Below are 12,497 nucleotides of genomic sequence, written 5' to 3' on the forward strand. Positions count from 1 at the left end.
CAAAAAAAATGAGCTGTACAAGGTGTACAGCCCACAAGACCTAAATCAATTTTATCACAGAAAGGCAGGAAAATAAATGAGTAAATCTATATTCGAGCTGTCTCAGGCATTCGAGGAAATCCTTGAATTGGCACTGGATGACACGATGGATTTAGACGCGCTCGAAGAAGGGCTCAAATCCATTGAGTGCGACATGACTGATAAATGCAAGAATGGCATCGGGCTCATCCGTGAGCTCGAAGCACGCCGCGACGCAATGAAAGCCGAATCGAAGCGGCTGACGGCGAATGCCCGCACGCTCGACAATAAGATCAGCCGCATCAAGCAGATTTATATCGACGGCTTGCAGGCATTCGGCAAGAGCCGCATCGATACGACGATCGGGCGCATGAGCATCCAGAATAATCCGCCCGCGCTCAAAGTGACCGTACCAGAGGGGATTCCATATAAGGGTACTATCCCGGATGAATATCTTGATGTCATTCCTGAACATTACGAGCTTGATAAGGCCGCCATCAAGGACGCATTGAAGAAGGGCGAGGACGTGCCGTACTGCCATCTGGAAAGCGGCATTTCCTTGCGCATCAAATGAGGTGATGACTATGAAAATCAATACGGATACGCTCGTAAGCATCAAAATTATCACTCTGCTGAAAGAGTCCGGCATGGATCCTTTTGACGCTATCATGTGCTTGCACGACATCGAAGCGTCAATGATCAAGACCATCCGCGACATGTGCAATGACGATGAAAGCGAGGATGATGAGGAATGAGTATCAAGATTTCGCGCGGCCCGCTCAAGAGTAAGCCTGCCCGTGTCGTCATCTACGGCCCGGAAGGTATTGGCAAGAGCACATTCGCCGCTCAATTCCCTTCGCCAATTTTTATTGACACAGAGGGAAGCACCGATTTGATGGACGTCGCACGATTCGAGAAGCCGACGTCATGGGAGATGCTTCTTGCAGAAGTCGAAGCCGTCAAGCATGACGCCGCGAATGATCCACCTACCATAAAGACGCTCGTCATCGACACGGCAGATTGGATGGAGCGGCTTTGCGAGTCCTACGTCTGTAAGAAGTATGCAAAGGACGGGATAGAGGATTTCAGCTATGGCAAAGGCTACGTCTACGTCAAAGAGGAATTCGGCAAAGTACTCGACACGCTGACTGAAATAAATCAGCGCGGCGTGAATATCGTCATCACAGCACATTGCTTGATCCGCAAATTCGAGCTGCCTAATGAAACGGGCGCATTTGACCGCTACGAGCTTAAATTAGGTGGCAAAGCTGGTAATCAGACTGTCGCGCTCGTCAAAGAATGGGCGGACATGGTGCTTTTTGCGAATTACAAAGAGATTGTCACTAAGGTCAATGGCAAGAATAAAGTCCAGGGCGGACGGCGCGTTATGTACGCATCACATGCACCGACATGGGACGCGAAAAATAGATACGGTCTGCCGGACGAAATGCCATTTGACTATCAGCAGATTGAAAAATACATCCCTGACAATGCGTCTGTAACGCCATCAGACGCGCCACAAGAGCCGCAAAAGCAGAAACGCGAGGAAACCACTGATACCGAAGAAAAATCCGCTCAGGCGACGAATCAGGACGATCAGAAAGACGATACAAAGCAATCACGCGATGGTGTGGATGAGCGTGTACTCAAAATTATCGACCAAGAAGGGTATACGCTGGATGAGCTTTCCAGATTCGCAAAAGAATCCAATTGTATGCCCGGATATGTACCGGTCAATAAAATGCCCAAAGCATTCATTGATCAGGTCATTCTTGGACAGTGGCCAAAGGTAAAAAGCTTTATGTCCGATAAGGGAATCCATCTTGAGGATTCACTTGTCGTACCATTTTAAAGAAAGAAAGGAAGAATACCAATGAGCAATGATTTCAATTTCAATGCAGAGTCACAGCAGACGGCAGCACCAGCCAATGATTTTGGATGGGATTCAGAATTCGATTTCGACGATCCGGACGAATTTGTCATCTTACCGCCGGGAGAATATGGGTATGTGGTCCGATCTTTTCAGCGGTCACATTATGACGGCGGTACTGCAAAAGATGGCCACACTATCCCGCCATGCCCTGTCGCAAAAATTCAGATCGGCATCAAGACTGACAAAGGCGATGTCGTCATCAATGATTCATTTTTCATCAACCCCAACCCCATAAATACAAAGAAAATGAGCGGATTTTTCCAGTCCGTAGGTCTGGCCACAGAGGGCAGTAAAGTAAAGATGGCTTGGTGGAGCGATAACCTTGTCGGCATGGCTGGCCGCGCGAAAATCACGAATCGCAAATACAACGACAAAACCTATAATAACGTTTCTCACTACATAAAGAAGGGATAAGAAATGGCGATAGAGCTTAGACCGTATCAGGAAAAAGCCCGTCGCCGCGTAGAAGAAGAATGGAAAGATGGCAGGGCGAAAACCCTGCTCGTTCTTCCTACCGGCACGGGAAAGACTATCGTATTTTCAGCGATTACAAAGGATGCCGTCATGGCTGGGCGTCATGTGCTGATACTGGCACATCGCGGCGAGCTTTTAGAGCAGGCCGCTGATAAGCTGCAAAAGGCCACAGGACTTGCGTCAAGCTTAGAAAAAGCTGGGAGCAGCTGTCTTGATAGCTGGTACATGGTGACGGTCGGCAGTGTACAGACACTCATGCGGCAGAATCGTCTTGACAAATTCCCACGCGACTACTTCCAGACAATAATCATCGACGAAGCACATCACGCGATTTCGACGAGCTATCAGAATATCCTGCAATACTTCGACAAGGCGCAAGTGCTGGGCGTGACGGCGACGCCTGACCGCTCAGATATGAAAGACCTGGGAGAGTTTTTCGACAGCATCGCATATGAATACAGCCTGCCGTCTGCCATCCGTGACGGCTATCTGACGCCGATCAAGGCTCAGACAATCCCGCTCAAGCTGGACATCAGCAAGGTCACGATATCAGCGGGCGATTTCAAGGCAAGCGACATCGACACGGCCCTAGACCCGTATCTAGAGCAGATCGCGGCTGAGATGAAGGGATATTGTAAAGGGCGAAAGACCGTCATATTTCTGCCGCTCGTATCCACATCGAAGAAATTCACAGAGCTTTTACAGTCGCATGGATTCCGGGCGGCTGAGGTCAATGGCGAGAGTAAAGATCGCGCTCAGATACTCGCTGATTTTGACAGTGGGAAATATGATGTGCTTTGCAATTCGATGTTGCTGACAGAGGGATGGGATTGCCCGTCAGTGGATTGCATTGTCATTCTCAGACCGACAAAATCACGCGGTTTGTATAGTCAGATGGTGGGGCGCGGTACGCGACTATTTCCGGGCAAAAAAGAGCTGCTATTGCTCGACTTTTTGTGGCTGACTGGGCGCCATGAGCTTTGCCGCCCGGCGCATCTCTTGGCAAAGGGCGATGAGCTTGCCGCCGCGATGACGCGCCGGATCGAAGATGCTGTCGTGCCGCTCGACCTGGAAGAAGTCGAAAAGAAAGCAAGTGAAGATGTCATTCGCGAGCGCGAAGAAGCACTGGCCGAAAAGCTGGCACTCATGAAGAAGCGAAAGCGTAAATTGGTAGACCCGCTACAATTTGAGATGTCCATTCAGGCCGAAGATTTGAGCAGCTATGTGCCGTCTTTCGGCTGGGAGCTTGAGCCGCCATCGGATAAGCAGAAGAAAGACCTTGAAAAATACGGCATATTCCCGGATGAGATTCAGAGCGCGGGCAAAGCATCGCAGATTCTGGGGCGTCTCCACAAGCGCGCGTATGAGGGGCTTTCGACGCCAAAGCAGATTCGATTCTTGGAGTCTCGAGGATTCCAGCATGTGGGGATGTGGCAATTTGAATCAGCAAAAAAGCTCATCAATCGCATCGCATTTAATGGATGGCGCACGCCGCGAGACATTGATCCGGCGAGCTATCAGCCGGAAAAGAAGGAAGGATAAGTAATGAATATTAAAAAGCTGAAAGAAATCTTATGGCTGATTCTCGCGATGCTGATATTTTTGGGGGCTGACTACGCCGGACATATGTAAAGGGGAATAAAAATGACACATAAAGATAAAAAAGAATCCATCCTTCCGCGGCCTTGTAATGGCCCGCTGTATGCAGATTGGGATGTCATTGATTACGTCATGAAAATTAAAGAAGAAGTCAAAGAAGTGGTCGAAGCTTTCCGTCTGTATAATCTGAATCGTGATAATGACTCTTATCTGCACTTAGGCCGGGAGCTTGTCGATACCATTACCGCGTGCATATCCACACTTGAAAAGCTGGGCTTTAAAGCGGATGACCGGGAAAGGATGTATCAGGAGGTCAATGATTCCAATGCAAAGCGTGACGGCGGGAAGCGATTCAGATGAGCGAAAAGCTCCGGCTTTACGCCGCTTTTGTCAACGGGATCCCGATAGGTATTGGTACACTGGCAAATCCGAAGCTCAAGAGCAAGGGCGGCATCCACCTCGTACTGCTGGAAGAGTGCTGAAGATGCGCGGCAATGGAAAAGAAAAAACTGGACATGATCGTACAGAAGTACCTCCAGCTCAAGCCACTCGGCGATAAGGATGCAGTGGCGGCAAGACGCGAATACGCACGGCGGGAGCTGGAGCGCTGGCGAGACATTTTCGAGCATGGATGTAGCGACCCGGCATGGCCGGATGGCTGTAACCTCAACCTCATCCGGAACCATATCATTGCCGCTTTGAGCGACTTGCGTGATCTCGGCGAGAATACGTCCGGCGAGTACGTCCCGCCAGAGGTTTCAAGCGGCTTGATGATTCCGGCCGGGAGGTTTTTCAAAGTGCGGTACAAGCGTTTCGAGCAGGAGGGCCAGCGCTTACAGATTGCTGGTGTAGAAATTTCGCTTTTCTAGGCAGGCGGACATTTTTACCAGCTTGCAAAAGAAAATATGCTGAATTTTCAGCTTAATGAAGGAATATCATTATTCCAATGAAGGAAGGATAAGGAATGGCATACTGCGATGTGTGCTCCGCCGATGGAGCCAAAAGATACCGCGTCGGCAGGATGAAGCTGAGACTTTGCCGCTTGTGCCGGCCGATGATGGCCGATCTGATACGATGCTGTGATACATGCCTAAAGTATGATCGGGATGGAATGCGGTGTCGGAGGACACAGGGGCATATATCCGATGCAGAGTCAATGAGTTGTGCCGGGTGGCAGATTGAGAAGCTTGGCGGTGAAAAAAAAGAAGTACGAGATGGAAGGCGGGATTGATTTTACATGCTCAAAGAAATGACTCTTTACGGAGAGATTGACAAAGTAAAGGTTGCAATCAATCGGCTCAAACTGCACGAGCCGCCAGAGGGCTACTATGTAGCTTTCAGCGGTGGAAAAGATAGCTGCGTCGTGCTTGATCTGTGTAAGCGCGCGGGCGTCAAGTATGACGTACATTATTCGGTAACGACGGTGGACCCGCCGGAACTTGTGTACTTTATCCGTGAGAACTATCCAGAGGCGTGGGCGAATCGGTTACGTCCGGAAATGTCGATGTGGGAGCTGATCCCCAAAAAGCGCATGCCACCAACTCGGCTAGTGAGATATTGCTGCCAATACTTCAAAGAGCACGGCGGGGAAGGCCGGTTCGTCGTGACAGGCGTCCGGCACCAAGAGAGCGCAAAGCGAGCAAAAAGAAAGCTAACGGAGACGTGTACAGGACACAGTGGGAAAAGGTTCATCCATCCGATCATCGAATGGAGCGAATCGGACGTTTGGGAGTATATCCGCACGTATCATGTCCCATACTGCAAGCTGTACGATGAAGGACACAAGCGAATTGGGTGCATCCTATGTCCGTATACATCGAAAGCTCAGAAAGTAGCCGATATGAAGCGGTGGCCGAAGTACGTTGAGCTATATAAAAAGACTTTCCAGCGGATGATTGATAAGCGGAAAGCCGACGGCTTGCCCTGCGACGCATGGGAAACCGGCGAAGATGTATTCGATTGGTGGATCAACCGAAAGAAGAAGGAGGACAACTCGGATGAGATAAGCCTGTTCGGGCTTAGGCTGAAAGAGAGCGATACATGATGGATAAGTGGGAAGAGGAGAATAGCAATGAGTTATGAGTATTCGGACAGAATAATATTATCTGGCGAATTGATGAAGTATAGAAAGCACTTATGCGAGGAAATAGCAAAGTGTAGTGAGTGCAACAAGTGTCCCGCTTATATCAAAAAAGCTAATAAATGCGCGTTGAGTTTAGTGATTGAATTAGCAAAATATGGAAAGTGGAGAGCTGACAATGACTAATTGGGAGTGATTGGAACGTGAAAGCAATGAAATTAGAAAGCGAATTAAACCGCGAATACGCAATCGAATTATCAAATTTAATTTTAAATAACCCCAAAATGCGTGTAGTAGTATGGATTGATTCAGAAAATATAAGTGACGATTATGGTAGTTGGGCAGGTAATTTTCACAGCAAACCATGCATAGAGACAATTGCTTACTCAGAAGCTAGAGAAATTTGGGTTAGCAAAGAAAACGATGATTTTGAAGATTGCTATAGCTACTATGGCCATGATGCTGAAAAATGGCCAGACGAAGAACTGGCAGAAAAAGCGAAATTGATTCCATGGGAAGATGTGATAGCTGTCAACGTTGGCGTTGCATAGGGAGCGTGATTCAGATGGCAGAAAATAAATGTGATGAATTATTTGGTAAAAACGGTGAACTTGTAGAATTTCGGAAGAAACAAGTTCTGGAAGGTGCGTTTGGAATTATCCAGCGTCATTATGAAGATAAGCCGAATAAAATGGAGGTTGTCGCTGCGTTGTTCGGCAAAAAGCTGGGCGAACGATTTACTGTAGAACGCGATCACGATAGATTTGAGTGCGAGTTCTCTACGTGCGGATTTAGGGTGCGTGGCGCATATGACACTCCGTATATGGATTTTAGTTGTTTTATTTTAGAGGATTTACTCACAGGTAGGGCGGTGGTTGTCGATGAAAGTAGGAGATAAAGTACAAGCGGGAAGGGACAAATCATGGAACAGGAAAAATTAAATAAAATTCTTCACGATCATAAAGAGTGGCTAGAAACTGATGGTAAAAAAGGGATGTGCGCAAACCTTTACGGGGCAGACCTTCACAGAGCAAACCTTCGCGGGGCAAACCTTCGTTGCGCAGACCTTCGCTGGGCAAACCTTCGTTACGCAAATCTTAGCGATGCAAACCTTGAATACACTGACCTTTACAGAGCAGACCTTCGTAGAGCAGATTTTTATTATGCAAATCTTAGCGATGCGTATCTTGAATGCACTAACCTTCGCGGAGCAAACTTTCGTTACGCAAATCTTCGTAATGCTACTCTTAGCAGTGCAAAGATTCAAGGAGCAAATTTTTTTCATGCAAATTTTTATGGAGCAGACCTGCCATCAGGTATTTACGTGGCTGGTGGTATAGGAAGTATGAGACGGAATACCTACTATGACGCCATCAACGACTGCATCATATGCGGATGCTGGGACGATGATGCCGGCAATCATCTTGATAGCTTTAAAAAGCGAATTGAGGGCATATACGGGCCGGACGGGAAAGAACCAAATCCGGCGCACTATAAAGCGTATCGAGCGGCGATCCAGTATTTTGAAGCTTGCCGGAAAGCGTACATTGTGGAAGATTGCCATGAAAAAGAATATGAGGAATTTGATTATGAAGCTTTATATTGATACTACAGATAAAAATCATATAAAAGTTGAAGCGCATGGCCTGAACTCGTATGAAATTGGATTTTGTATTGGTACGGTCCTTGATGACTTTGCGAAAGAAAACGGTAAAGATGCGGAAGCTTTAAAAGCTAAAGTTGCGACAAAAATCGTAGTGGGGTTACTTAATTCCAATAGTGATACAAGCAAAAAAGATTGCACTGATGGGTTGAAAGATCAGGAAAAAGATTTTGGAGAATGGGGGTAAATCATGAGTATGTCAAGACAGCAGCGTAGAGCGATGGAGCGACGGCTAGCGAAGTCCGGCGATGTCGCGGATGCAATAGAAAAGCTGGATCAAAATGCAGAGCGATTTGGCAAAGAAGCGTATGAGGATTGGAAGAGAAAAGAGTTGCCGAAAGTGCAGGCGGAAACCTGCGGCATGATGTATCTTTTGGTCCTTGCATATGCCCGAATCAAGCGCGGGTATGGGGCAAAACGGCTTCGCGATCTTGCTTTTGACTTCAACGAATTTTGTGACGATATGACGCTGGAAAAAACGACAAATAGTGAGCTGATCGATCTGCTAGACAGCGAGATCAAAGGACTCGACACGAGGAAAATGCTGGAAGATGTCCAGCGATGGGGTGACAAGAAAATGAGAGAGCGCGCGGGAGAAATAAGATCATGAGTGACTATCTTTTAGGCTTTTTGAATGGATTTTCAATAGGTGTAGGAATAACAGGAGTATATATTATTATTCTTTCCTTTTTCAATATTTAATGGAGGTGAGCATATGCACGGTGAAATCGTAATTAGTGGAATTGTATCGCTGATTTGTATTGTGGTTTCTTTTATTGCCGGATATCTTTGCGGCTTTAAGGATGGAAAATCAAAGGTAAATTTATGACTGAGCTTACGCGAATAATTAAAAAAGCGGAGCGACAAGAAAAATTGGGATATCCCGGTACAATACGGCTAAAAGATATTTATGATTTTATGGCCTATTTGCAGAAATGGGATTGGAAAGTGTGTGAACCTAGAAGCCCGGATGAGCTTTTATATATGATTTATCCGGGCTTATCTATTTCGATCCGCTGGAATAAAAAAATACATAGAACCACAACAAATAAATCTGGATATTGCCATTATTTATTATGGCAATCAAGAATTGGATTGAGTCGAGAATAAAGAGGTAAAAATGGAAAAAGAAATCCTTTTAGATGCTTTGCAGCACATTGATCCGCGTGATTTAAATTATCAAGATTGGTATCAAATTGGCATGGCATTAAAGTATGAAGGTTTTTCTGCATCTGTGTGGGATGAATGGAGCAGACAGGACGCGAGCCGATACCATAGCGGCGAATGCGCGCGAAAGTGGGAATCATATCAAGAGCGCACAGATAAGCCAGTCACGGGCGGCACGCTCATCGAAATGGCACGCCGGCACGGATGGAGCTACCAGCGAGCAGAGGGCAGCTTCACATGGGATTCAGAATTCGACTTCGACGACGGCACGCGCCCGCGTCGCGGTATCATCGATCGGAATTGGCTGGAAGGCCGCGAAATCCATGAGCCGAAAGAATGGCATCCGGCCCAGCAGCTCATCGAATACCTTGAAGCACTCTTTCAGCCTGATGACTACATAGGCTATTGCGTCGAGTCCATCAAGCGCGATGAAAGGTACGTACCAGCGAATAAAGGGTGCTACACGCGCACGGCGGGCCAAATCATCGAAGAGCTCAAGAAGTACGGCGACGATCTTGGCAAGACTCTAGGCGATTACGATCCATGCTGTGGCGCGTGGATTCGCTTCAATCCGCTCGACGGAAAGGGCGTCCGCAATGACAATGTGACGGATTACCGATATGCGCTCATCGAAGCAGACAATATGAGCATCGACAAGCAGAATGAAATCGTGCGTAAATTGGAGCTGCCGATTGCCGCGCTTGTTTACTCAGGCGGCAAGAGCGTACATGCCATCGTCAAGATTGATGCAAGCTCATACAATGAGTACAGAAAGCGCGTCGATAAGCTCTATCAGGTATGCGAGGAAAATGGCCTGACGCTCGACAAACAGAATCGGAATCCGTCGCGACTCTCAAGAATGCCGGGCGTGACGCGGGCGGGCAAAAAGCAATTCCTGATCGACAAAAATATCGGACAAGATACCTGGAATGACTGGATGGAATGGTACTCAGAGCAGAATGATGACCTGCCGGATTTCATCAACATCAAAGAGCGATACAGGGCGGGCCGCCCGCCGCTTAAACCGTGCGTCATTGACGGACTTTTGCGCTACGGTCATAAAATGCTTATCTCTGGGCCGTCGAAAGCCGGTAAATCTTTTTTGCAGATCGAGCTTGCTATCGCCATCGCTGAGGGCCGCGAATGGCTGGGGATGAAGTGCAAGCAGGGCCGGGTGCTTTACGTCAATTTCGAGCTGGATGAAGACAGCTGCACGAATCGAATCTTTGATGTGTACGATGCTATCGGCTATCCCAGCGACTCGACGGATGCGTGGAGCGACAATCTCGAAGTGTGGAATCTGCGCGGCAAGTCGGTCGCAATGGATAAGCTCGCGCCGTCGCTCATCCGACGCGCCCGCAAGACAAATCCGCTGGCCATTATTTTAGACCCGATTTACAAAGTCATCACGGGCGATGAAAATAGTGCAGAGCAAATGGCCCTGTTCTGCAATCAATTCGACAAGGTGGCGACTGAGGTCGGATGCAGTGTGATTTACTGTCACCATCACAGCAAGGGCGCACAAGGCGGGAAAAAGTCGATGGACAGGGCAAGCGGATCGGGGGTATTTGCCCGCGATCCTGACGCTCTCTTAGACCTTATCGAGCTGCCGATGAAGGATAAGCAGTACGATTATATGGCCAATAAGCTGGCATGTGAGAGCGTGCTGCACTATCTTGATGGCGTGCATCCGGCATGGCGCGACGATATCGGCCTTGATGACCGCGAATCAAAATTCCAGCTGCTGGGATGGTGTGATGACCATCTCACAAAAGAGCAGGCGGCAGAAGCTCACCGCATCGCAAGCCGCGCCGAAGATGACGCGCGGCACGTCACGGCATGGCGTGTAGATTGCACGCTGAGAGAATTCAAAAAGCCAGAGCCCCGAGACATCTTTTTCAGCTGGCCCATCCACAAAATCGACACAGAGGAATATTTAAAAGACATTCGGCCCGACGTGGAGATCAATGGCAAGACCTTCCATCAGCGCGATAAGTCTGACGGCAGTCGCAAGGCGGCAAAGGCAGAGCAAGAGCGGCTTGCCATCACAAATGCCTATACGCTGATAGCCACCGACAAAGAGCCGGACGATGATGGCGTGGTGCGTGTACGGCTTGATGACTTTGTAGAGCGTGCCGAAGAAATTTTTGGCAAAGAAATGACAAAGCCAGGTATGCGCAAGAAGTTGAAAAAGTTTGGTGATTTCGATATCGACAATGGGATTGTGACGCCGAGAGAAGACACTGACGAGTGATCAAGAGAAACTGAAACTTTTTTGTCTTATATATACATATAGTTTTAATAATATGGTTTCAGGCTTAAAAAAGAAGGTTTTGAAACTGGATATACGGTATGGGGGCTTATAATGCGCCCCCCATACCTATCCAGATTCAAGAACTTTTTTAAGCAAAAGCCAACAAAAAAAGAGTGTGAGAAGGATTTTTGAGTGGACAGCTACAGAAAGAGAGGAGCCGACAATGAGAAATTCATTTTTCATAGCAATGCGAGTGCCGACAGCTACACATCAAGAACACAAGGTAAGCGTGGTACATGGTAAGCCGCGATTCTACGAGCCGCCAGAAGTCAAGGACGCACGGCAGAGCTACATGGCACATCTTTCAAAGTACGCACCGCGTGAGCCGTGGCAAGGTCCCATTCGACTGGAAGTCAAATTTTTGTATCGGGATGAAAGCTTGCTGACAGAATGGGCTTGGAAGACCACAAAGCCGGATACCGACAATATGATCAAGTTGCTCAAAGACTGCATGACGCGGACGGGATTCTGGAAAGATGATTGCCAGGTCGTCAGCGAGCAGGTAGAAAAATTCTACAGCCGTGATCATGAGGGCGTATATATCGTCGTGCGAACCCTGGCATAATAGATACGCATCGCGAAAAGTTGTCAATAGCTTTTCGCGATTTTTTTTATGATGAGTTGGGAAGACCTAGAAGAAAGCACGGTACAATGATAATAGCAGCAGTCCACCGCCTACTGCATTTCTCTAAAGATGATACTGGATATATATCCCCAAATCTCTCCTCACTTGACCTTTCTTTTCTCTGCGGTGGCTACAAAAGCTATGCTGTACGACGACGGCATAGCGATGACGATAGCGCTAAGGCGATGATGATATATGCTGACAAAGATATGTCAGAATTGTGGCAGGGTAATCCCACAAGGGACGCGATGTCTATGCCGAAATGATTACAATCAGACGCGTAAAAAGCAGCAGACCGATTTCTATTGGTCAGCACGCTGGCACAAGCTGGCGGAAGCGTGCCGTGCTCGTGCGCTGTATCGTGATGAGTATCTAGCGTACTACGAGCATCGGGCGGTTCCCGGCAGGATCGCGCATCACATCTATCCGGCTGATGAGCGGCCGGAGCTTAAAGCATCGCTCGACAATTTAATATTCTTATCGGATTCTATGCACCGTCGCGTGCATCTTGCTTATAAAGCGGGCGGGAAGGAAAAAGAAAATATGATTGAAAAGCTCCTACGCGTCCGTGAAGGTACATTGAAAGGATGACACGATAAATGATATGCGTGAATGATTAGAAGC

At 47.8% G+C, this 12,497-nt stretch carries 18 protein-coding genes; all 18 read left to right on the plus strand.

Annotated features, from left to right (window positions below; all coding sequences use genetic code 11):
- Nucleotides 1-76 precede the first annotated feature (76 nt).
- Nucleotides 77-592 carry a siphovirus Gp157 family protein gene (locus FYJ78_RS03185; protein ID WP_154619975.1) on the plus strand — a complete coding sequence of 172 codons (516 nt, stop codon included), beginning with the start codon at nt 77-79 and terminating at the stop codon, nt 590-592.
- Between the two features lie 10 nt (nt 593-602).
- Nucleotides 603-773, plus strand: a complete 171-nt coding sequence (locus tag FYJ78_RS03190; protein ID WP_154619976.1) for a hypothetical protein — start codon at nt 603-605, stop codon at nt 771-773.
- The gene (locus FYJ78_RS03195; protein WP_154619977.1) at nt 770-1,870 is read left to right on the plus strand and encodes an ATP-binding protein; all 1,101 of its coding nucleotides are present in this window, start codon (nt 770-772) and stop codon (nt 1,868-1,870) included. Before FYJ78_RS03190 ends, FYJ78_RS03195 begins: the two co-directional genes overlap by 4 nt.
- Before the next feature lie 21 nt (nt 1,871-1,891).
- Complete coding sequence (locus FYJ78_RS03200) at nt 1,892-2,365, plus strand: hypothetical protein (protein ID WP_154619978.1); 474 nt, start codon at nt 1,892-1,894, stop codon at nt 2,363-2,365.
- Nucleotides 2,366-2,368: 3 nt separating this feature from the next.
- Nucleotides 2,369-3,967 carry a DEAD/DEAH box helicase gene (locus FYJ78_RS03205; protein WP_154619979.1) on the plus strand — a complete coding sequence of 533 codons (1,599 nt, stop codon included), beginning with the start codon at nt 2,369-2,371 and terminating at the stop codon, nt 3,965-3,967.
- Nucleotides 3,968-4,069: 102 nt separating this feature from the next.
- Nucleotides 4,070-4,384, plus strand: a complete 315-nt coding sequence (locus FYJ78_RS03210) for a nucleoside triphosphate pyrophosphohydrolase family protein (protein ID WP_154619980.1) — start codon at nt 4,070-4,072, stop codon at nt 4,382-4,384.
- Nucleotides 4,381-4,506 carry a hypothetical protein gene (locus tag FYJ78_RS13065; RefSeq protein WP_268878416.1) on the plus strand — a complete coding sequence of 42 codons (126 nt, stop codon included), beginning with the start codon at nt 4,381-4,383 and terminating at the stop codon, nt 4,504-4,506. The genes FYJ78_RS03210 and FYJ78_RS13065 overlap by 4 nt, the downstream gene beginning before the upstream one ends.
- Nucleotides 4,507-4,518: 12 nt before the next feature.
- A complete protein-coding gene (locus FYJ78_RS03215) occupies nt 4,519-4,893 on the plus strand; it encodes a hypothetical protein (RefSeq protein ID WP_154619981.1) in 375 nt (124 codons plus the stop codon).
- A 368-nt stretch (nt 4,894-5,261) separates the two neighbouring features.
- Nucleotides 5,262-6,068: a phosphoadenosine phosphosulfate reductase family protein gene (locus FYJ78_RS03220; protein ID WP_154619982.1), complete on the plus strand. Its 807-nt coding sequence runs from the start codon at nt 5,262-5,264 to the stop codon at nt 6,066-6,068.
- A gap of 239 nt (nt 6,069-6,307) precedes the next feature.
- On the plus strand, nt 6,308-6,655 hold the full coding sequence (locus FYJ78_RS03225; protein ID WP_154619983.1) for a hypothetical protein: 348 nt from the start codon (nt 6,308-6,310) through the stop codon (nt 6,653-6,655).
- A 14-nt stretch (nt 6,656-6,669) separates the two neighbouring features.
- On the plus strand, nt 6,670-7,002 hold the full coding sequence (locus tag FYJ78_RS03230) for a hypothetical protein (RefSeq protein WP_154619984.1): 333 nt from the start codon (nt 6,670-6,672) through the stop codon (nt 7,000-7,002).
- A 24-nt stretch (nt 7,003-7,026) separates the two neighbouring features.
- Nucleotides 7,027-7,710, plus strand: a complete 684-nt coding sequence (locus FYJ78_RS03235; RefSeq protein ID WP_154619985.1) for a pentapeptide repeat-containing protein — start codon at nt 7,027-7,029, stop codon at nt 7,708-7,710.
- Nucleotides 7,694-7,954 carry a hypothetical protein gene (locus FYJ78_RS03240; protein WP_154619986.1) on the plus strand — a complete coding sequence of 87 codons (261 nt, stop codon included), beginning with the start codon at nt 7,694-7,696 and terminating at the stop codon, nt 7,952-7,954. The genes FYJ78_RS03235 and FYJ78_RS03240 overlap by 17 nt, the downstream gene beginning before the upstream one ends.
- Nucleotides 7,955-7,957: 3 nt before the next feature.
- Entirely contained in the window at nt 7,958-8,377 is a 420-nt protein-coding gene (locus FYJ78_RS03245; protein WP_154619987.1) for a hypothetical protein, read from the plus strand.
- A gap of 215 nt (nt 8,378-8,592) precedes the next feature.
- Nucleotides 8,593-8,877, plus strand: a complete 285-nt coding sequence (locus FYJ78_RS03250; protein ID WP_154619988.1) for a hypothetical protein — start codon at nt 8,593-8,595, stop codon at nt 8,875-8,877.
- A 10-nt stretch (nt 8,878-8,887) separates the two neighbouring features.
- Nucleotides 8,888-11,188 (plus strand): AAA family ATPase, encoded by a 2,301-nt coding sequence (locus FYJ78_RS03255; protein WP_154619989.1) that lies wholly within the window; start codon nt 8,888-8,890, stop codon nt 11,186-11,188.
- A gap of 247 nt (nt 11,189-11,435) precedes the next feature.
- Nucleotides 11,436-11,813 (plus strand): RusA family crossover junction endodeoxyribonuclease, encoded by a 378-nt coding sequence (locus FYJ78_RS03260; protein WP_235899823.1) that lies wholly within the window; start codon nt 11,436-11,438, stop codon nt 11,811-11,813.
- Between the two features lie 255 nt (nt 11,814-12,068).
- On the plus strand, nt 12,069-12,464 hold the full coding sequence (locus FYJ78_RS03265; RefSeq protein WP_154619991.1) for a hypothetical protein: 396 nt from the start codon (nt 12,069-12,071) through the stop codon (nt 12,462-12,464).
- Nucleotides 12,465-12,497 lie beyond the last annotated feature (33 nt).

The sequence above is a fragment of the Wylensekiella montiformis genome, assembly GCF_009697385.1.
In the GTDB taxonomy this organism is placed as follows: Bacteria; Bacillota; Negativicutes; order Selenomonadales; family Selenomonadaceae; genus Selenomonas_A; species Selenomonas_A montiformis.